At 59.6% G+C, this 20,867-nt stretch carries 17 protein-coding genes; 7 read left to right on the top strand and 10 right to left on the bottom strand.

Features of this window, described 5'->3' with window-relative positions:
- Position 1: 1 nt before the first annotated feature.
- From K3F49_RS32500 to K3F49_RS32480, 5 genes are all read right to left on the bottom strand, one after another.
- Positions 2-778, bottom strand: a complete 777-nt coding sequence (locus K3F49_RS32500) for an enoyl-CoA hydratase/isomerase family protein (protein WP_234684969.1) — start codon at positions 776-778, stop codon at positions 2-4.
- Positions 775-1,842: a phosphotransferase gene (locus tag K3F49_RS32495; protein WP_234684968.1), complete on the bottom strand. Its 1,068-nt coding sequence runs from the start codon at positions 1,840-1,842 to the stop codon at positions 775-777. Before K3F49_RS32495 ends, K3F49_RS32500 begins: the two co-directional genes overlap by 4 nt.
- On the bottom strand, positions 1,839-3,014 hold the full coding sequence (locus K3F49_RS32490; RefSeq protein WP_234684967.1) for an acyl-CoA dehydrogenase family protein: 1,176 nt from the start codon (positions 3,012-3,014) through the stop codon (positions 1,839-1,841). The genes K3F49_RS32495 and K3F49_RS32490 overlap by 4 nt, the downstream gene beginning before the upstream one ends.
- A complete protein-coding gene (locus K3F49_RS32485) occupies positions 3,011-3,772 on the bottom strand; it encodes a 3-hydroxyacyl-CoA dehydrogenase (protein WP_234684966.1) in 762 nt (253 codons plus the stop codon). The genes K3F49_RS32490 and K3F49_RS32485 overlap by 4 nt, the downstream gene beginning before the upstream one ends.
- Positions 3,773-3,905: 133 nt before the next feature.
- Positions 3,906-5,057: an acyl-CoA dehydrogenase family protein gene (locus K3F49_RS32480; RefSeq protein WP_198033740.1), complete on the bottom strand. Its 1,152-nt coding sequence runs from the start codon at positions 5,055-5,057 to the stop codon at positions 3,906-3,908.
- On the opposite strand from K3F49_RS32480, the gene K3F49_RS32475 reads away from it, so the two are divergent.
- Entirely contained in the window at positions 5,037-5,312 is a 276-nt protein-coding gene (locus tag K3F49_RS32475) for a hypothetical protein (protein WP_234684965.1), read from the top strand. The two genes, K3F49_RS32480 and K3F49_RS32475, sit on opposite strands and share 21 nt — an antisense overlap.
- Positions 5,313-5,424: 112 nt before the next feature.
- Here the strand turns inward: K3F49_RS32475 and K3F49_RS32470 are convergent, their stop codons facing one another.
- The gene (locus K3F49_RS32470; RefSeq protein WP_234684964.1) at positions 5,425-6,096 is read right to left on the bottom strand and encodes a TetR/AcrR family transcriptional regulator; all 672 of its coding nucleotides are present in this window, start codon (positions 6,094-6,096) and stop codon (positions 5,425-5,427) included.
- A 249-nt stretch (positions 6,097-6,345) separates the two neighbouring features.
- Between K3F49_RS32470 and K3F49_RS32465 the strand changes: the two genes are divergently transcribed.
- The 4 genes from K3F49_RS32465 to K3F49_RS32450 all read left to right on the top strand — a co-directional run bounded on the left by K3F49_RS32465 (position 6,346) and on the right by K3F49_RS32450 (position 10,574).
- Positions 6,346-7,608, top strand: coding sequence for an AMP-binding protein (locus tag K3F49_RS32465; RefSeq protein ID WP_234684963.1), 1,263 nt, complete (start codon positions 6,346-6,348; stop codon positions 7,606-7,608).
- Positions 7,565-7,888, top strand: a complete 324-nt coding sequence (locus K3F49_RS32460; protein WP_234684962.1) for an AMP-binding enzyme — start codon at positions 7,565-7,567, stop codon at positions 7,886-7,888. The genes K3F49_RS32465 and K3F49_RS32460 overlap by 44 nt, the downstream gene beginning before the upstream one ends.
- 89 nt (positions 7,889-7,977) lie before the next feature.
- A complete protein-coding gene (locus tag K3F49_RS32455) occupies positions 7,978-9,165 on the top strand; it encodes a diaminopropionate ammonia-lyase (RefSeq protein ID WP_234684961.1) in 1,188 nt (395 codons plus the stop codon).
- 500 nt (positions 9,166-9,665) lie between these two features.
- The gene (locus tag K3F49_RS32450; RefSeq protein ID WP_049823368.1) at positions 9,666-10,574 is read left to right on the top strand and encodes a LysR family transcriptional regulator; all 909 of its coding nucleotides are present in this window, start codon (positions 9,666-9,668) and stop codon (positions 10,572-10,574) included.
- Positions 10,575-10,908: 334 nt separating this feature from the next.
- On the opposite strand, the gene K3F49_RS32445 is transcribed toward K3F49_RS32450, so the two are convergent.
- From K3F49_RS32445 to K3F49_RS32430, 4 genes are all read right to left on the bottom strand, one after another.
- Positions 10,909-11,433, bottom strand: coding sequence for a hypothetical protein (locus K3F49_RS32445; RefSeq protein WP_234684960.1), 525 nt, complete (start codon positions 11,431-11,433; stop codon positions 10,909-10,911).
- Positions 11,434-12,704: 1,271 nt separating this feature from the next.
- Positions 12,705-13,277, bottom strand: a complete 573-nt coding sequence (locus K3F49_RS32440) for a GNAT family N-acetyltransferase (protein ID WP_234684959.1) — start codon at positions 13,275-13,277, stop codon at positions 12,705-12,707.
- Between the two features lie 796 nt (positions 13,278-14,073).
- Positions 14,074-14,475 (bottom strand): hypothetical protein, encoded by a 402-nt coding sequence (locus K3F49_RS32435; protein WP_234684958.1) that lies wholly within the window; start codon positions 14,473-14,475, stop codon positions 14,074-14,076.
- A gap of 115 nt (positions 14,476-14,590) precedes the next feature.
- Positions 14,591-16,921: a prolyl oligopeptidase family serine peptidase gene (locus K3F49_RS32430; RefSeq protein WP_234684957.1), complete on the bottom strand. Its 2,331-nt coding sequence runs from the start codon at positions 16,919-16,921 to the stop codon at positions 14,591-14,593.
- 890 nt (positions 16,922-17,811) lie between these two features.
- Here K3F49_RS32430 and K3F49_RS32425 point away from each other — a divergent pair.
- On the top strand, positions 17,812-19,245 hold the full coding sequence (locus K3F49_RS32425) for a M16 family metallopeptidase (RefSeq protein ID WP_234684956.1): 1,434 nt from the start codon (positions 17,812-17,814) through the stop codon (positions 19,243-19,245).
- Positions 19,242-20,612: a M16 family metallopeptidase gene (locus tag K3F49_RS32420; protein WP_234684955.1), complete on the top strand. Its 1,371-nt coding sequence runs from the start codon at positions 19,242-19,244 to the stop codon at positions 20,610-20,612. Before K3F49_RS32425 ends, K3F49_RS32420 begins: the two co-directional genes overlap by 4 nt.
- The last annotated feature ends 255 nt before the right edge of the window (positions 20,613-20,867 follow it).

Below are 20,867 nucleotides of genomic sequence, written 5' to 3'. Positions count from 1 at the left end.
TTCATCCGTTTGAATTGCGACGAGCGGCGAATGCCGCAACCCGGCGGCGCGACTCGTCGGAGCCGCCCAACTCGGCGATGCTTCGCATCTCCCGATCGAGGTGCGCCTCCAACATGCTATCGTAGCTTTCGAGCAACAGACCGCGTGCGGCTCCAAGCGCGGCCATCGGTTCTGCGACGAGTTCTGCAGCGATTTCGGCGCCTGTGGCGGCCAATTGCTCGTCATCGACGGTCCGCGTAACGAGACCAATCCGCTCTGCCTCGTCGCTCGACACGCGACGGTTGGACAAAATGATCTCCTGAGCTCGCCGAAGGCCAACGACCCGCGGTAGCAGCCAGCTCATTCCTCCGTCCGGGCTGAGACCCAACGCAGTATAGGCAGCGCTAAAATGCGCTGAGCGTGCCGCCAACGCGAAATCGCCGATCATGGCCAAGCTCATGCCGGCTCCGGCTGCGGGCCCGTTCACGAGCGTAATCAATGGCTTTCGCATGCGCATCAGGCGCACGATCGCGGCATGCAAGGTTCCGGCTAGATCCCGCAGGAAGGCCGGCGCGTCGGCACCGGCTGCGGCGAAGGCACCGACGTCTCCGCCGCCGCAAAACAGCTTTCCTCGCCCCGTCAGAATGACGCATCGGATATCCGCATCGTCGTCGCAGCGTTCGGCGACCTGCAAAAGGGCGAGCGCCATCGCCGGGTCAATCGTGTTGCCGTGGTTCGGGCGCGACAACGTCAACGTGGCGATCTTTTCGGCGCAGGAAAACTCGACCGGAGCGCTCATGTTAGATTCTCCAATGCGCGAGCAGCGAGCGCCGCCAGCTCCGGAAAGGTCTTCCCCCGCTCGATAGCCTGGGTCGATGAGGCCGTACCGCGCAGCGCCCGGCCCGCAATGCCGTGCATGATCGCCGCAAGCCTGAAGAAGTTGAATGCGACATAGAAGTGCCAGTCCGAAATCGCTTCTCGGTCGGTCGCGCGGCAGTACCTGTCGATGTATTCCGCTTCTCCGGGGATGTTCAGCGCGGCCAGATCCGCTCCAGCAAGACCGGCGACGATACGAGGAGGCATACGATACATGATCGCGTGGTATGCGAAGTCCGCAAGCGGATGTCCGAGAGTCGAGAGCTCCCAGTCGAGCACGGCGATCACCCGCGGCTCGCTCGGATGAAAGATCAGATTGTCGCAGCGGAAGTCGCCATGGACGATGGAGGCCTCGTCCCCCGACGGGACCATTCCCGGGAGCTCCTTGACGAGACGATCCATGTTTGCGTCGCGCCCGGCTTCCGGATCTTCCTGATACTGTCGCGACCACCGGCTGATCTGCCGCGCAAAGTAGCTGCCTGGCTTTCCATAGTCGCCCAAGCCGATCGACGCCGGGTCAACGGAGTGGAGTTGCGCGATGACGTCGCACATGGCGTTGAAGTAGGATGGACGCGCTTCTCGGCCCACTTCCGGGAAGGTGGCGTCCCAGAAGATTCGGCCCTCCACGAGCTGCATCACATAGAATTCGCTTCCAATGACGGACGTGTCGGCGCAATAGCCGTAAATGCGTGCCACAGGAAACCCGACCTGCGACAACGCGCGCTGTACGCGCGCCTCGCGATCGACGGCGTGCGCTCCGGACACCAATGGACCCGGGGGTTTGCGCCGGAGCACATAGACGCCGTCTGCGGATTGAAGACGGTAAGTCGGGTTCGACTGACCTCCCTTGAATTTCGAGACGTTGAGAGGTCCTCGAAACCCGTCGACATTAGCCGCCATCCAGCGCGACAAGGAGTCCTCGTCGAGGCGATAGGCATCGGATGGCTCTGCCAATCCGAAGTTGGCGGCATCGTCGAGAGCGCTCATGGGTTCGCCTTCTGCCAGTCGCGCTTGATCTTCTTGGCGAGGGACCATTTGTGCACCTCGGTGGGACCGTCGTAGATCCGAAATGCACGAACCTCGCGGAATACCTGCTCGACGATGGTTTCGTTGGTGACACCCGTCCCGCCCATCACCTGAACGCAACGATCCGCGACCCGCATGAGCGCCTCGCTCACGGCCACTTTTGCCATCGAACTCTCGTTTGTTCCGAGCGATCCCGTGTCCAGGATGCTCGCACACCAGGAGATCATCAACTCAGCCTGTTTGAGGTCGATCTGGTTGTCGGCAAGCATGAAGCCAACTCCCTCGTGATCGATGAGCGTCTTGCCGAACGCCTGCCGGCGGTTGGCGTACCCGGTCGCAATCTCGTTCGCGCGAATGCAGGCGCCCAGCCAGCGCATGCAGTGCGACAACCTGGCCGGCGAAAGGCGGATCTGCGCATATTTGAAGCCCTCACCCGGGTGTCCGAGCATTTGATCGGCCGGGATGCGCAGATTCCGGATGGTCAGGACGGCATGACCGCCCGGCATGGAACTGTCGATCGTGTTGGGCACATGGTCGATGGTGATTGCTGGATCAGGCAAATCGACCAGGAACATGCAGGCGCCCTCCTCGGCCTTTGCCATCACGATGCCGACCTTGGCTCCGCGAGCACCTGTGATGAACGCCTTGCGCCCGTTCACAACCCACTGGTTGCCATCCGGACGGCAGGTCGTGGTCATCATCGATGGGTCGGACCCTGCTCCCCCCTCTTCGGCCGGCTCGGTCATGAAAAAGGCGGACCGCGCGCGACCCTCAATGAGCGGTTTTAGGAAGCGCTCCTTGATCTCCGGCGAGCCAATTTTGCCCAGGAGGTACATATTGCCTTCGTCGGGAGCCGCCGTATTGCATGCGAGGGGGCCAAGTGGCGATAGGCCTGTCTTGGCCAGGACGATTGCGGTTTCCGCCTGCGAGAGATGCGACCCGTCGGCCAGGATGTGTGGCGTCAATACGCCCGCATCCCGCGCCAGTTCTCGCAACTCGATGACCAATTCGTCCTTGGGACAGTCATGATGATCACGGCGAGGATCACGCTCGAACGGGACCACGACATCCCGAACGAAGCGCTCAACGCGATCGGCAATCTGTTGAGTACGCTCCACGCCAACCCCGCTCATTTGGGTGCCATTCGGATTGCGCCATCGAGGCGGATGGTTTCGCCGTTGAGCATTGGATTGGTGACGATGGACTCGACCATCTGAGCGAATTCGGACGGATGACCGAGCCGGCTCGGAAAGGGCACCTGCTTGCCCAGCGACGTCTGCGCCTCTTCAGGAAGCGACATCAGCAGTGGTGTGAGAAAGATGCCTGGCGCAATCGTCATCACCCGAATGCCATAGCGCGCGAACTCACGCGCAAGAGGCAGCGTCATGCCGACAATTCCGCCCTTCGATGCTGAATAGGCGGCTTGGCCGATCTGGCCATCGAACGCAGCAACGCTGGCAGTGTTGATGATGATGCCCCGTTCCTCACCGTCCGGCTCGGCCGTATGAAGGCGGGCGGCAAACTTCGACAGCATGTTGAAGCTGCCAATCAGATTGATGTTGATGGTCCTGGCGAAATCGCACAGCGGAAGCGCACTGCCGTCTCGACCGATCGCCTTACCGGGCGGCCCGAGGCCGGCGCAGTTGACCAGGATGCGCCCCTTACCGTGCATGCGCTCTGCTGACTCGAGCGCCTGTTCGACGCCGTCCTCGTCGGTCACGTCGACCTTGATGAATTGCCCGCCGATCGTCTTGGCGTGAGCCTCTCCCAACTCGGCGTTAAGATCCAAGATGGTCACCTTGGCGCCCGCCGCCGCGAGTCGCTCGGCCGTGGCGCCTCCGAGACCGGAAGCGCCGCCCGTGACGATTGCGGCTGTTCCCTCTATATGCATGCACCTTTTCCGTTTTCTCGAGGTTCAAATTTCGATGGCCATCGCCATCGCTTCGCCGCCGCCAATGAGCGTACTTGCGTAGCTTGCGATGACGGCTGGATCTGACACGGAGGCTCCTCAGTGCACTTCGTTGTTAGTCGCGCGCCGCCGCGGCCCTCGCGAGGTCGCGCGCAATGACCATTCGCTGGATATCCGATGTGCCTTCGTAGATCTGACAGACGCGCACATCTCGATAGATCTTCGCGATGGAATAATCTTCCAGATAGCCGTAGCCGCCGAAGGTCTGCAGCGAACCCGAAACCACCGCCTCGGCCGTTTCGGAGGCGACGAGCTTCGCCATAGACGCTTCCTTGAGGCATGGAAGAGCTGCATCCTTCATCGCGGCGGCATGCAACACGAGCTGATGAGCGGCCTCCAGTCTTGCGGCGAGATCCGCAAGACGAAACCCGACGGCCTGATGCGCGATGATTGGCGACCCGAAACTCGTTCGCTCGCCAGCGTACTTTACCGCCGCGTCGAGAGCGGCGCGTGCCATTCCCACGCATTGCGCCGCAATGCCGATGCGACCGGCCTCAAGATTGGAGAGCGCGATGGAGTAGCCGGCACCTTCCGGACCGAGCCGCATTGCATCTTCGACGAAAACGTTGTCGAACCGAATGGCACAGGTGTCGGATGCGGCCTGCCCCAGCTTGCGTTCGATTCTCTCGACGCTGTAGCCAGGACTGTCGGTGCGGACCAGAAAAGCCGAGATGCCGCGCTTGCCTGCAGCAGGATCGGTTACGGCGAACACGATCGCAAGGCCGGCAGTTCGCCCCGACGAGATAAACTGCTTCGCTCCGTTTAGATTGTAACCATGTCCCACGCGAACAGCCCGGGTCCTCAATGCGGAGGCATCCGAACCCGCTCCCGCCTCGGTCAGTGCGAATGCGCCAATCATTCGGCCAGAGATGAGCGAGGGCAGAAATCTTGCTTGCTGCTCCGGCGTGCCGTCCTTGAGTAAGCCTGAAACGACCAGACTGTTTTGAATGCTCAGAATGGTAGATAGCGCACCGTCGGCCGCGGCGATTTCAACAAGCGAGAGTGCATAGGATACGTAGTCGGCGCCGGCTCCTCCGGCCGCTTCGGGCGCTGTCATTCCCATAAGTCCAAGGCTCGCGAGCTCCTCAAACAACCGCGCGGGGTATTCCTTGGCTTGTTCGTAGTCGCGAGCGAAGGGCGCAACGCGCGCCTGCGCGAACTTGCGCACTTCGTCGCGAATAGCGGCTTGCGTTTCAGTCAGGATCACGACGCGCGCCTGTCGATTTTTCGCCCAGACGAGCCCAGGACAGCGAGCGCGACTGCGCTAAGCACTAAAGGGAAGGACAATGAAGTACTTGGCTTCATTACATTTTCCGCCGAAATGACCGGCTCCTCCCTGCTGAATTTCCGCGTTTCTGTCCCGGCGCTTAAAAGTGATATTGATGTCATATTACCGCCAGGCCGCCTCGTCAAGCCGACTCCGGAGCGCAGGGCCAAGCCCGTTCACCTGGCTTTTTATTGATGATTGTCAGCGCTCGAACGCTGTTCGCGATCCCTGGGCAGATTTCATGAACAAGCAGCGTCACGCCTGTTTGGCTGCGACACACGCGCTCGCATCAATGGCAGAACGGATGCTAGTTGGGAGCCGCGGGATCGTCTTTGGCGGCACCAAACACGCCTCGATACCAGACCTTTGCGCAGTGCGTCCCTATGTGCTCAATCTCCGCGTCGCTTGGATCTTCCGAGGCGAGATCAAATTTCATATAGGCAATCTGCTCCATCGTGGCGCCGAGCACTTCAGCAGCCATTTCAGGATCGAGTTCACGGCTTAGTTCGCCCAATCCCTGAAGGCGGGTCAGCCAAGTCGCGGTGCGCCTTACGAAGCGGCTACGTTCGCTGACATAGAGAGAAAGGAATGTTGCTTTCTCTCCGCGAGCTGCCGCCTCGCGCATGACGCGCAACAGCTTGCGATGTCGGGCATAGATCTTGAGATAAGCGATGGTATTCTCGACGAACTCGGCTTCGGTTGCCTTCAATGAGCGGCCCGACGTTCGCTTGCTCGCGACGTAGATCTCGTCGAGTAATGGCTGCAATACGGCGAGCAGAATCTCGTCCTTATTTCGAAAGTGCCGGTAGAAGTTGCCGTAAGACGTTCGAGCGATTTTGACGATGTCCTGGACCCGGGTGGCCTCGTATCCTTTGCGCGCGAATACGCGTGCCGAGGCGTTCAGCAGGCGCTGACGCATCGCCGCTCCCTTCGCGGTGGCAGGGGCTAACGGCTCCAACGCAGAATCGGTCTCCAGCATTTGCCACCCATAGCACCGCGGCCGCTTGACCACCAGCTTGGAACCCAGTAACATGACGTCAATGTCAGTTATTGGCTAGGCTCGAATCGTCATCAGTTCAGGGGCCGGGAGCTGCAGAGCTCGCCCGGCCCGTCGATGCAGCCAGTACCCCCGTGGAGGGGGGCGCCCTCGGGTGCTCGGTCGCGGCAATTCCGTTCGAAATCCAAATTTCGCCTCTCTGTAGGAAAGGCGACATTCAGGAATGTGTTGATGTATCCGGGCACCCACGCACTAACAAATCCGGACCGCCCTGCCCTCATCATGACGGCAACCGGTGAGATCGTGACATACGCCGAATTGGAGGATCGGTCTCGACGGGCTGCAAACTGGCTCTTCGACGCCGGCTTGCGGCCCGGCGACGTTGTGGGCGTACTCTCTGACAACAGCCCTTGGATTTTCGATATCTACTGGGCCACTCAACGCTCGGGCCTATATCTGTTGCCGATCAATTCTCGGCTGAGCCCCAGTGAAGTCGACTATATGCTCGAAAATTCCGGCGCGGCGGCGTTGTTCGTCGGACGTGGTGGATTCGAGACGGCATCAAAAATCGACGCCCACGAAAAACTAAGGCACCGCGTTTGTTCTGAGGGAAATCTGTCAGGTTACGAACCGTACCAGCAGATACTGGAAACCGCTCGCGCCACGATCCCGGCGTCTCAACCGCGCGGCGCCGACATGCTGTACTCTTCCGGCACGACCGAGAGGCCAAAAGGCGTGAGACATGCGTTGCCGGAGCGACAGGTTTCCGACCCTGGCGACACAATGGTGCAGATGTTTTCGTCGAATTTTGGCTTTGATGAAAGGACAATATATCTGTCCCCTGCGCCTCTCTATCATGCAGCGCCGCTACGAACCTGCGCGACCGTCCAGGCGCTGGGTGGCACCGCACTCGTTATGGACAAATTCGATGCCGAAGCCGCTTTGGCTGCCATCCAAGACTACAAGGTGACCCACAGTCAGTGGGTGCCGACCATGTTTGTGCGGATGCTCAAATTGCCCGAGTTAGTTCGGAATCGATATGACGTGAGCAGTTTGCAGATCGCGATTCACGCTGCCGCACCATGTCCCGTTGAAGTCAAGCAAGTGATGATGAAGTGGTGGGGGCCGATATTGTGGGAGTACTACTCCGCCACCGAAATGAACGGGATGACGGTGATCGGCCCCGACGAGTGGCTCCAGAAGCCCGGCTCCGTCGGTCGCGCCGTTCTAGGGAAGATCCACATCTGCGATGAGGACGGTAGCGAACTTCCAGCTGGTCAGACGGGTACCATTTATTTCGAACGCGATAGGATGCCGTTCGTCTACCATGACGAGCCGGAAAAGACGCGGGCCGCGCAACATCCGGCGCATCCGTCCTGGACCACTGTCGGCGACATCGGACACGTCGATGCGGACGGCTTACCTCTTCTTGACCGATCGCAAGGCGTTCATGATCATCTCAGGCGGGGTCAACATCTATCCTCAAGAGATTGAGAACGTTCTGGTGCTTCATCCTGCTATCGCGGACGTAGCCGTCATCGGAATCCCCGATCCTGATATGGGCGAACAGGTCAAAGCCATAGTGCAATTGCTGCCCGACACGGAAGGCAGCGAGAACTTGGCGGAAGAAATCATCGCCTTCGTGAAGAATCGTGTTGCCGGCTACAAGGCGCCCCGCAGCATCGATTTTGTGCCTGAAGTCCCGCGTTCACAGACGGGCAAGCTCATGAAGCAGGAGTTGCGTAATCGGTATTGGTCGGAGAAGGCAGCCTGACATCAAGCGCCTGGAATGGAATGAACCGCTCTGCTCTGCGGCCTCGCCAATGCCCTGTCGTAGGTATGCCGATAACACAACACAACGCCATGCTGGTCCGCAATACGCACAGTAACTATCGCTTGCCGCTCGATTCCTCAGATGCCGATGCTCTCGGCATCGAGGCTGCCCTGGCAGTGGAGCGCTTTCTCCAGCATAGGCAGGGGACCGCCCCTACCCCGATGGTTTCGCTTCCTGGCCTTGCCCGTCGTCTGGATGTCGGATCCATCCACGTCAAGGACGAAGGACAACGACTGGGTCTCGGTAGCTTCAAAGCACTGGGGGGAGCCTATGCGGTCATACAGCTTGTCCTTGGGATCGCGTCGCAACGATGGGGCCGTCCAGTCGACATTTCTGAGTGGCGCTCACCGGAAGTCGCCACAGTCGCCGCTGGAATAACCTTGACGTGCGCCACGGACGGCAACCACGGCCGATCCGTTGCACAAGGCGCTCAACTCGTGGGCGCAAACTGCGTTGTCTTTGTTCATGCTGGAGTGAGTGATGAGCGCTGCCAAGCGATCGCGCGGTATGGTGCTCGTATCGAACGTGTTCAGGGCAACTACGATGATTCCGTTGCGTCGGCATCTAAAATCGCCAGCGAACGGGGCTGGATTGTGGTCTCCGACACATCTTGGCCAGGTTACGAACGGATCCCTCACCTCGTTATGCAAGGTTATACAGCATTGCTTCGTGAGGCTCTTGGCGCACTGCCAAAGCCTCCAACCCACGTGTTTGTCCAGGCCGGTGTCGGCGGCATCGCTGCGGCGACTGCCGCTCATTTTGCGCTCGTATTCGGAAAGGACAGACCCTTCTTCACTGTGGTGGAGCCGGATCGAGCCGCCTGCCTTCTCGAGAGCGCCAAGGCCGGCCAGATCGTGAAGGTGCCGCACGACAGACCAACCGTCATGGCGATGCTTGAATGCTACGGACCATCACTTGTTGCCTGGCGCATTCTCTCGCGCGTTGCCGATGCCTTTATGACCATCGAGGACGACGAGGCGGTTACGATGATGAAGGCGCTTGCCTATCCCGTCGACGGGGATCCGGCGATCGTCGCCGGCGAAAGTGGCGCAGTAGGTCTCGCTGGATTGGCAAAGGTGGCGGGTGATCCAGCGTGTCGTTCGGAGATCGGGCTCGACTCAAATGCCCGTGTCTTCCTGATCAATACCGAGGGCGCCACTGATCCAGCGCTCTATGAGAAGCTCGTGGGCGCTCGCCCCGAGGACGTGACCGGCTGAAGCGACGAGGGAGAGCACATAGCATGCCGAGTTGTCCGACGTTTATGTGGTTTGCAGTGGCCGCGTGTGACCGCCCTGTCTGCGGCGGTCGCGATGAGACAGGGCTTTCGGTTTTTCACATGCCTTGCAACCACCGGCCATTGCATGTGGATTTCAAATACCATTCTGCACTCTGGAATGGTTCGCAATTCCTTCGCCTGTTTGCAGCTAGGATTGATAGCTGTAGTCGCCTGCTCGCGTTTCGCGGCAAACCCAAAGCGAAGTCGGAAGGTCCCATGATTCTACGGAAGCAAGTAGCTGATATAGAAGCGGCAGGCGTTCGCCGGATCGCAGACGGCAAACCTTGGTATAGATTTTCCAACCCTTTGTATGCAGCAGTTCGTCATCGTCCTGCTATGTCTTAACTCTAACTCTCCATCTAAAATTTGCCGCGACTCCCGTGAGCAGGTAAAATCGATTGTTTAGATGAAGCACATCCACACGATGGATAAATTCGCACCATGCGTTTCAACGGCCTTGATCTAAATCTTCTCGTCGCGTTCGACGCTCTCATGACGGAGCCGAACCTCACCGCGGCGGCGCGGCGAATCAACCTGAGTCAGCCGGCCATGAGCGCAGCCGTGGCCCGGTTGCGCGCCTATTTCCGCGATGAGCTCTTTACGATGATGGGCCGCAAGCTTGTGCCCACGCCGCGAGCCGAAGCGCTTGCTGCCCCGGTTCGGGAGGCTTTGTCGCACATCCAACTCTCCATTATCTCCCCCGACGGATTCAAGCCGGCGCAGTCGACTCGTCGCTTCAGGATCATCCTGTCAGATTTCATGATGACCGTGTTTCTTCGAAAGGTCGTGGACCGCGTCGCGCAGGAAGCGCCCGCCGTCTCCTTCGAATTGCTGCCACCCGAAGAGGACCCCGATCAACTTCTCCGGCGGAGTGAGATTGACTTCTTGGTTTGTCCGGAATTGTTCATGTCGCACACGCATCCCAAAATGCCCCTGTTTGACGAAAGATTCGTGTACGTCGGCTGTCCCAAGAACAAGCAGCTAGCTAAGCCGCTTACATTGGAGCGATACCTATCGATTGGACAGGTTACGGCCAGGTTTGGGCCGACGATCAGACCTTCGTTCGCTGAATGGCTTTTGCTCGAGCATGATCTCAAGATTCGCGTCGAAGTCGCTGTGCCGGGCTTTAGCCTGATCCCACCCCTGATATTGGGAACTGATCGCATAGCGACAATGCCATCGAGGATGTTCAAGCATTTCAAGAACACGATGCCCTTGCGAACGATCCAAGCTCCTTTGCCGGACTTTGCGTTCACCGAATCCGTCCAGTGGCCTGCTCTTCACAACGCTGATCCGGCGAGCATTTGGATGCGCAACATTTTTGTGCAGGAGGCCTCCCGTATCGCATGAGTTCGCCTGAACTTGAATGCGCGGCGTAATCAACCACAGCACGTGGTGATCCACGATCTATCGAGTCACCGACTTGAGACGCATCCGCGTGAGCGGTAGCCTGATTGGCTTATCTTGGGTGCCAGTGCTTGAGCCAGGCGGGATCTTCGTTGTCTACCCGGCCGACTTCGAGCAGGTTGTTCATACCGAATTCGGTGGAGGCTGCGACACCCCTTTTCTCGGAAAATGGAATCGGATGACGCCGTCCTCGATCTCCATTCGTCGACGAACGTCCCGCAGCCAGTCTTCGTTTCGCCGAAACACGACACCCTTCGCGAAAGGCGTCGCCTGATCATCAACGCTGGTTCGTGCTCGGTTCGGAGATCAGTGGCTTACCCCCGACCGAGACTGGCCCTTCTGGCTTAGCGGGTTGGACGGCTCGCTTGGCCGGGCTCGAAACGGGATGGGAAGGCGGGGGAGAAGAAGGCGCGAGAAGAACGGGGGCAGCGACGGCCGGTTTCTGCAACAACTCAATTCTCGATGTCAGCGCCTCGATCTGATCTGCCATGCGTTTCAAATCGTCCTGCTGCGCACCGATGTTACGATTGATCTCTCCAATTTGATCACTTGCCTTCTGCTGCTCGGACCGAATCTCCAAAAGTGCCTCCCTATCTTCAGGTGACAGGCCTGTCGTTGGGACGACTTCATGAGCCGACGGCTTCTCGAAAAACTCTTCGACACTGATCCAATAATAGGCTGCTCCGGCGCACAGGCCGATGGACACCGCCACGAGCGCGAAGATCGACGCAAAACGTCTTGACGACTTGTGCAAGACAGAGGGTGGTTCCAAGCCGCTCACTTGATCAATCACATTCGTCATCCCTGAGCCTGCCATTCTCATCCGTGTTGGTTTTTCTCGTGACGCGATAAAGGGCAATGGTCAAGAGCATCCGGAGCCGAGCGCGCAGCCTTGCGCAACTTTGTCTGAGCGCATGGTTTATCCCATAAGGCGCATTAACAAGCCGGCGCGGCGAGGCCCTGATACCCATATTTCCTTGAAACTGAACGATCCGAAGTTGCGATCCAAAGAGTGAGCGGTGCCAAAGGGAGTTGCCATCTTGGCAAGATCGCTCTCGTCGAACTCCAGTGATCTCCTTGCACGAGCGTTATTGGGAGCGCCTGTCCGCTTTCGGCGCTTCTTCGCCGCAAAACGGTTCGGAGCTGTTCGAGAGCGAACCAACAGCAGGGCTGTATGCCTCGCTATCCGATATTTAGATATCCAGTCGTGGCTTGCACGGGGGCCCGTCGAGTTCAGCCCGTTGTCGCGAGATGCCGGTATTTTCGCGAACAGTCAAATGCAGCTTTCCGCTTGCGCTTTGGCCTGCGAATCGGCGGCTGCATGAAAGAGATCGTGGGTTTCACTCCAGCGCTCCTCAATCGTTCAACGCTTTCTTGCGCAAGACGCGGTATCACGCACAAATGCTGCATCGTGAATAGAAAGACGCAGACTCCAAACCCGGTCTCGAGCCTAACTTTATCGCGATAATGGATAACTTACGTTGTGGGGCCCGCTTGTGCGCAGGGGCAACCGTTAACTCGCGTCCTGATCTCGTCTTCAGGGTGTGTGCATTTCATTTGAAGACTCGGACGCCCGAAGAAGGACGCAAGGTGGTAACATAATTGATCGTGGGAGAGGTCGAACAGGTGTCTATAGAATGCGAACGTTCGGCAATCATCTGCCACCGAGGCTTTTGATCGCGGCCCGGGACTCCCTTTGCCGGGATTTACCGGCGTATGGGCTGTCTTCGCGAGATGGGTATTGCATCGTCCTGCCGCCATAGGGACATCATACGCATTCGCCAGCGCAAGGATCGATCCGATGGCGATTGATCGTGCAGGCCGGCCCAATTCGAAATGGAGTTGTCAGAAATAGAAGTCACCGTCGGAGTTCTGGCCTGCAAGAATGGCTCGGCTGAGGGCCCTCCACGTTTGCAGGCTTCAATTAAAAAGCCGCGAAGGGCTTAGCTAGGCATATGCTCGATCCGGTCGTGTAAGACGCCAATGAGCATGTCCGCCTTTCCCCGTGAGAGATCAACCTCGCCTGGCGGCACGACATAGCCGCCACAATCCACCGAATGTGCTACGCAAAATTTATGCAACTCTTGCATCGGATGAATTCGGGATACGGCGCCGCGGTGCGCGTCGCCGCCGAGGATCTAGCCCCGATGGGGCCGCAGGACTACCCTGCCCACGTGGACCAGCTAAGCCGTGCAATGGCAATTTGAGACGCGGGCCAATCTCTGAGAAGCCGAGCTTCAGGTACAATGCTGAGTTGGGACTGCGGCTCCACATCGGCTGCCTTGGCGCCCCGACTTCAAGTTGGCCCCAGCCTTTTGTCGCCCCAAGGGTAACGGCTGCGTCGATGAGCGCCATCGCAACACCAGATGATCGCTGGTCAGGCACCACGTAGAGCTCAGTGATAATGCCGTAGGTTCCGCGCGCAAAGAGGGCGGCACTTTCCGATAGCATGATGAGGCCGACGGGGCGTTCCTCCGTAAAAGCAAGAAACCCCGAGATGCGCTCTTTCATGGCCAGCAGGTCGGCAACCAGTCGAGTATCTACTCCGGCCTGCACGTGACCGGCCCCAAGTTCGGCAAGCAGAGCACTGACCATCTGAGTCACCGTTGCGGCATCATCGACGGACACCTCACTCGTCTTCACCATGTCACATCCTCCACCACGTGGTTCAGCGGCAGCAACGGAGACAGAAGCTGCCGCAGCCATCAACTCAAAGTAGATATGCTGTTACTTTGAAAGTCCAATGACGCTTTCGTTCACACCATTGAGAGGTCGCTAGATTTTCACTTGGCGCTTAGCTGATGGTTCTGGCTCAAGACATAATCGAAACCTGCCTTCCCGCTGATCTACGCGAGCTTTCGATTGTAATCCGGCCTCAAGCTAGAGCGCTGTTTGGCCAACGCAACGGCCGGGTCACCAAACACATTCCGCATCCGATGCGGCGCCCCTATTTGTCGTTCGGTGGAATCCTGCTTTGCTTGGCGAGCTAGATGAGCTCGATCAAACTGGCGGCCAATTGACGCAGGTAGCATTTTGCTCCATGCGAGCGGGCCGGCGGGTGTTTAATGCGACGCCAAACAATCGTTTAAGTGTTTCACGATCGCCGGTGTCAGCACGAGGACACGATGTGAATTAGGTCAACAAAACGGCACGCATGTCGCATCGTGCCGGGTGGATCGGAGTTGTGGAGTTCGTCGAAGACATCATTCGATCTCATCAACCCACCACTATGAACGAACCGGTTGGCACCAATAGTCTCAGAGAATGAACTACGGCGCGAGTCGAAGACGCACTCATTTTTGTCGTGGTTGAAAAACCAGCTTTCTTATATTTGCGACGAACGGATCGTTTGTTTCCTCAACCACGGTTGCAGGCATCCCTCGAATTTGGGGGAAGCTAAAGAAGGTGCCGAGCTTTGGTCGAAACACCATCTTGCGCCATCTCATCGATCCTGTTCTCCGGTCGGAGTCATTCGTTGACTTGCCCGAAGCCGTTCATCGAGCCTCGTCGAGCGCGACCAGCTGTGACGTGCCGCAGTGATGGCCGCGGCGGCGTCGCGCCCGACGATCTCGGGAAGGTTTGACGGCCGAACTTGCCGATCAGGAGCACGCCTGCGCAAGCGCAGCAATGATGCGGACTGTCCGCTTTCGCGCTCTTTTTCGGCTGTCGAAGCAGGACGCGGCGCCTTGAGCCAAAATGCCGCGAAGGCGTTCCGTGGGCCGTGCCGTGCTTTTGGCCGGCCCGGCCGATCCACCTCGGCCCGGTCATCGAGGCCTAAGCGGCGGAGCATGTCCTTGCCGCGCTCATTTCGATTATCGCTGTAGAATACCTCTACCACTCTCATGGCGTTCTCACCTTCGCCAGAGCCTGGAGCAGTGACGGCACCCCTCTCCCCGTCTGCGCCCAAGATTTCAGTCCCGCGCGATCAGCGCTTGCCGTAGGTTAAGGGTGAAGCTCGCTCAGGCCTCTTCATCCAACCAGCCGATCTTGCTCCTCAGGAACCGAAAACCAAGCACCTGAAAGCTGGCACGCTCCTTGTTGTCCCTGCCATAGCCGTGGCCCCCCGCGGCTGCCTCGTACAAATAAGCCTCGTAGCCCATCACCTGCAGTTTCGCGACCATCTTGCGGGCGTGCGCCGGATGAACCCGATCGTCGCGCCGCGTGGTGGCAATCAGGATCGGCGGATAGTTTTGACTCGGTCTTGCCGCATGATAGGCAGAATACGTCTTGAGCCATTCCCACTCCGCTGGCTTGTCGGGATCACCAAATTCCGCGATCCAGCTCGCACCGGCAAGGAGCTTTGTGTAGCGACGCATGTCGATCAGAGGAATCGTGCAAAACAATGCGCCGAACCGCGCCGGATAGCGCGTGAGCATGTTGCTTATGAGGATGCCGCCGTTCGACCCACTTTCGGCGGCTATCCGCCTCGGCTCAGTCACGCCGCGACGCACCAGATCGGCGGCCACGGCCGCGAAGTCATCATGCGACAGTTTCTTGCCAGCAAGCCGTCCGGCGTCGTGCCAACGTGTGCCGAACTCGCCCCCACCGCGCAGGTTCGCCTGTACGGTCGTGCCACCACGCTCCAACCAGAGCTTGCCGAGGGCCGAATTGTAGTACGGCCTCATGGAAAGTCCGAAGCCGCCGTAGCCGCTCATATGGACCGGCGCGTTGCCGCTCTCCGCGGCGGGACCGGTCTGCACATATGGAATCCGCTCACCATCGATCGAGATAGCCTCGTGCTGCGTAACCACAAGGCCCTCGGGGCTAAACGTCTTTGGCGCCTGCTTCAGCACGATTGGGCTCGAGACACTCCGTTCGATCAGCATCAGCGAAGGCGACGTGAGCGGATCCTGGACACAGGCAAGCAGGTCGCCGTTGCTTTCGGACCGATCGCAATCGAGGGGCCACACGTCGACGACGCCGATGCCGGGAAGGCCGCGCAGCTCCTCATGGCTCCAGCCCGCAGACGAGGGCGTCCAAGTCTCGAATGAAGGTCGCAGCTCGTCGAGGATGGAAAGCACGAGTTTGCCGCTGGCCCAGAAAAATCCCTGCAGCGCGCGGCGCGGGCGCGGCGCGAAAATGACCGTGAAGTTGCGATCGCCGGCGAGAAAGGCCGACAGCGATATGCCAAGCGCGGTGTCAGGCGCGTGGGTGACGCCGGCAATCCTCCATGCCGAGCGCAATTTGACGATTAACCAGTCCCCGTGCGCCCGGAGCCAGATGTCGGAGGGAAGATCGAGCTTCACGCTCGCGCCGGTTTCGGTCCCGGGCCAGACGTCAAGATTGAAGAAGTCCAGCTGATCGAAGAACCAGACGCATGGCCTTTTTCCAGTCCGATCGACTTCGCAAAAGGCCCACATGCGATCGGGCGCCGTCTCGAACACCACGGCCGCGCGATCCACGGGTTCGCCGCGGCGCCACAACCGCACTGTCCTCGGATAGCCCGATGTGGTTGCCATGCCGTCGCCATGCGCGCTGGACAACAGCAGCGTATCGGGATCGACCCATGTGGCGCTACTCTTCGCTTCCGGCAGGGTGAAGCCGTCGGCCACAAAGCTTTTCGCATTGAGGTCGAATTCGCGCAAGACGACGGCATCGCTGCCGCCGCGCGACAGGCTCACAATGGTTCGCGGATGATCTCCCGGCAGTGAAGCCGTCGCGTTCAGAAGCCAGTCCTCACCTTCCTTTGCCGCGAGCTGGTCGACATCGAGCAAGATTTCCCAGGACGGGTTCGGCTTGCGAAATTCGTCTAGCGTGGTCCGTCGCCAGAGGCCTCGTCGATTGCTGGCGTCCTTCCAGACATTGTAGAGATAGCCACCACGCCGCGCGATATAGGGAATATTGTCCGGCCGATCGTAGATCGACGCCAGCACATCGCGATCCCGCTCGAAGGTCGCGCCGCCAAACGCTCGCAACGTCCTGTCGTTCTGCCGCTCGACAAAGTTTAGCGCGCGCCGGCCCTCTATCTCTTCCAGCCAAAGATAGGGATCATCATCGGGAGCGGAGAGCGTTGGCGCTCCAGCTTGCGACTTTGTCGGCGAGCTTGCTTTAGACACCCGTTCACTCCCAGGGCTGGCATTGGCGTTCGCTTTCGATTTGCGATCGAGGTTTGCATGATGTGGTTCGGTCGAGACACGAAGCCTACAACCTGACGCAGCATGCGATTCAAGTTCATTCTTTCGAAGTGAACGCTGCTCCGCAGATTTCATCATTGACGTTGGCGCGGCGCCCTTCAGTTCGCTGGCGAGCTGCAGTTCGTACTTGGCGCTTTTACAGTCATTCCCACGCATGCATCAGAGGGATTTCGGCCAAGACGCCGCAAGGATGCGACCCAAGGTCATACGCTGCAAATGGATATTGGCAAAAACGGGTGATGGGCGCTGACTTCTGCGTCGCCGTCAACTACCGATATTCGTAATCAAATATGACAACAGCGCGCCGTTGCTGGTCAATGACTTCTGCGGTGCAGGCTCGCGCGGCTGCTCCAGAACAATCTTCGCGTCAGCCTCTCAAAGAGTCATGCTGCGCAGCTCCGCCTAGTCGAAACAACAAAAGGTGAGCGCATCACATGAGCTAGAGGGGCGACGCATCCGTGAATGCAACACCGGATCACTAGCACGAGGGTCCGATTGCGCGGCTTACCACGATGCGGATTTACCAGGCCGCTTCGGTGACGAGCAATCATTATCGTTCCAGTACTGTGACACTGAGTGGGTGCCGTGTGAGGGCAATTGACTTGCGTCAGAATTCGAGCGGCACCATCAGTCTCCTGCTCTATTTCTGAAGGGGTCTGAAAGGCATTCACTTCCCTGAACCATGTTGGAATGAAGATTGGCATTGTCCGATGTACGACCATGTCGGAGACGCAACATCGCTTGTGCGAGCTGATCTTTGTATTTGCGAAGCTTTCTTTTTGGCACGGCTAATGCTTTGGGGAATGGGCATCGCGTTGGACCGACATAGTCCTGCGGACACGCAAAGACTCTCGATTGGATGATCGGAGAGTCTAGAGCCACCGAGAGATGAAATTTGTTCATCACTCATCCTCATTCCTGACGAACCGCAATGGAGCTTTTGAACAGCCATGCCGATCCAGCAGATGACGAACTATGTCGATGGCAATAATAGAGCCAAACGCCGAGCGCTTTATCGTGCTTTCTCCTGGGATCTTTGGGTTCGGATGTTGACACGAATCCCAACACCTTCATACCGATCGGCGGCTTGCGTTCTTGCTGCACTGCTCTCCAGTTGCAGTCTTTCGACCGGCAGCGCATTTGCCCAGACGACGCTCACGTCGGCGGCGCCCGCCAGCTTCACGCTCAGCAACGGGCTTCAGGTCGTGGTGATCCCGGACCATCGCACGCCCGTGGTCACGGAGATGATCTGGTACAAGGTCGGCTCCGCCGACGAGACGCCCGGCAAATCGGGGCTTGCCCACTTTCTAGAGCATCTGATGTTCAAGGGCACGGAAAAGCACCCGATCGGCGAATTTTCCAAGACCGTGTTTCGCGTCGGCGGCAACGAAAACGCGTTCACCTCACTTGATTACACCAGCTACTTTCAGCGCGTCCCGCGCGAGCAGCTGCCGACGGTGATGGAGTTGGAGGCCGACCGTATGAACGGCCTCATCCTCAAGGACGAAAACGTACTGCCCGAGCGCGACGTCGTGCTCGAGGAATACAACATGCGCGTCGCCAACAGTCCCAATGAGCGTTTGAGCGAACAGATCACGACCGCGCTCTATCTCAATCATCCCTATAGCCGGCCCGTGATCGGCTGGCATCAGGAGATTGAGAAGCTCGGTCGCGAGGACGCGCTCGCCTTCTATCGCCGCTTCTACGCACCGAACAACGCGATCCTGGTGATCGCGGGCGACGTCGAGGCCGCCGACATACGTCCGCTGGTCGAACGCAATTTCGGCTCGATCCCGGCCCAGCCCGCGATCCCGGCGCAGCGCGTCCGCCCGCAGGAGCCTGAACCGGAAGCCCCGCGCACTGTCACGCTGTCCGACCCGCGCGTCGAGCAGCCCGTCCTGCAGCGCTTCTACCTCGTGCCCTCGGCGACGACGGTCGCTCCCGGGGAGAGCGCGGCAATCGCCGTGCTTGCGCAGCTGATGGGCGGCGGCAGCAACTCCTATCTGTACCGCGCCCTCGTCGCCGACAAGCCGCTCGCGGTCTCCGCCAGCGCCAGCTATTCCAGCATCTCGCTCGACCCGACCCAGTTTGCGATCTCGGCCTCACCGAAGTCCGGCGTCAGCTTTGCAGACATCGAGCAGGTGATCGACGGCGTCATCGCCGACATCGCGCAGAACCCGATCCGCGCCGAGGACCTCGAGCGAGTCAAGACGCAGCTCATTGCAGGAGCGATCTACGCCCAGGACGACCAGGCGGCACTCGCGGGCTGGTATGGCGGCGCGCTGAGCACCGGGCTCTCCGTCAAGGACATCCGAAGCTGGCCGGACCGAATTCGCGGCGTCACCGACGTACAGGTCCGTGCAGCTGCGCAAAAATGGCTCGATAAGAAGCGCTCGGTCACCGGCTATCTGATCAAGGACACCAGCACAGCCAAGACTGGCGCAAAGACTACCACCAGGCGCGAGGAGAAACGTTCGTGACCCATCCCTTCCTTCACTCCCGACGCATCGTTCTGTCGTTGGCCGCCGGCGCAGCGCTCACTTTGACTCAGATCTTCCCCTCCGAGGCCGCCGCAAAGATTCAGCGCCTGATCTCGCCGGGCGGCATCGAGGCCTGGTTCGTCCAGGACGCAACCGTGCCGCTGATCGCGATGGAATATTCCTTCGCCGGCGGCTCGGCGCAGGATCCCAGGGACAAGCCCGGCGTCGCCAATCTCGTCGGCGACCTCCTCGACGAGGGCTCCGGCCATCTCGATTCCAAGACGTTCCATGAGCGGCTCGATCGCCGCGCCATCGTGCTCTCCTTCAGCGCCAGCCGCGACACCTTCCGTGGCAGCCTGCGCATGCTGCGCGACAACAAGGACGAGGCCTTCGACCTGTTGCGCTCGGCGCTCACCTCGCCGCGTTTCGACACCGCCGACGTCGAGCGCGTCCGCTCGCAGGTGATCGCCGGCCTGCGCCACGAGACCACGGATCCGACGTCGCTGGCAAACCGCAAGTTCCTGGAGGTGGCCTTCGGCGATCATCCCTACGGGCGGCAGACCAACGGCACGCTGGAGAGCGTGCCGACCATCACGATCGCCGACATGAAGGACTATGTCGGCCGCGTGCTGGCCAAGGACACGCTGAAGGTCGCCGTCGTCGGCGACGTCGATCCGGACACGCTCGGCAAACTGCTCGACCACACCTTCGGCGCCCTGCCAGCCAAGGCCAATCTGGCGCCGGTCCCCGACGTCGAAGCTGCAAAGCCGCCACAGCGCGCCTTCGTGCCGCTCGACGTGCCGCAGACCGTGATCACCTTCGGTGGTCCCGGCGTGAAGCGCAACGACCCGAACTTCATGGCAGCTTATGTCGTCAGTCACATCCTCGGCGGCGGGATGTCCTCGCGGCTCTATCGCGAGGTGCGCGAGAAGCGGGGCCTCGCCTATTCGGTGTTCGACTCGCTGCAATGGATGCAGCATTCGGCGCTGTTCATCGGTAATACTGGCACGCGCGCCGACCGCGCCGGCGACACCATCGACGTCGTCGAGAAGGAGGTACACCGCATCGCCGAGGCGGGCCCGACGCAGAAGGAGCTCGACGAGGCCAAGTCGTACCTCAAGGGCTCGCAGATGCTGGCGCTCGACACCTCCTCCAAGCTGGCCTATGCGCTGCTGCAAGATCAGCATGATCAGCTGCCGATCGATTATATCGAGAAGCGCAACGCCATTGTCGATGCGGTCACGCTGGACGACGCCAAGGCGGCCGCCAAGCGACTGTGGGGCCAGGGCCTGCTCACCGTCATTGTCGGCCGCGCACCGCAAGCCGCGGCGCTGCCTGCCGGCGTTCCGGGGCCGAAGTCAGACTGATTGGCGCACGTCGATGGCCGGGCTTGTCCCGGCCATCAACGTCAGTGACGCCGCGTTATTGATATGTATGCTTGGTAATTCTCGGCGCCCACGCTGGTACACTCTGCTCCGGGTAGTCCCGCGACATTGCCATCGCCAACCCGACATGCTGACCCGGCTTCGCCTGCGCCTCAAGCGCGGCCGGACAAAGAACAAAGCCGTCGAGCGATATCTGCTGGCGAAGCTTCCCAACTGGCAACTGTATTGACGCCGGCT

This window comes from Bradyrhizobium monzae (genome assembly GCF_021458635.1).
Lineage (GTDB): Bacteria > Pseudomonadota > Alphaproteobacteria > Rhizobiales > Xanthobacteraceae > Bradyrhizobium.
This window is presented reverse-complemented; position numbering and strand designations above follow the sequence as displayed.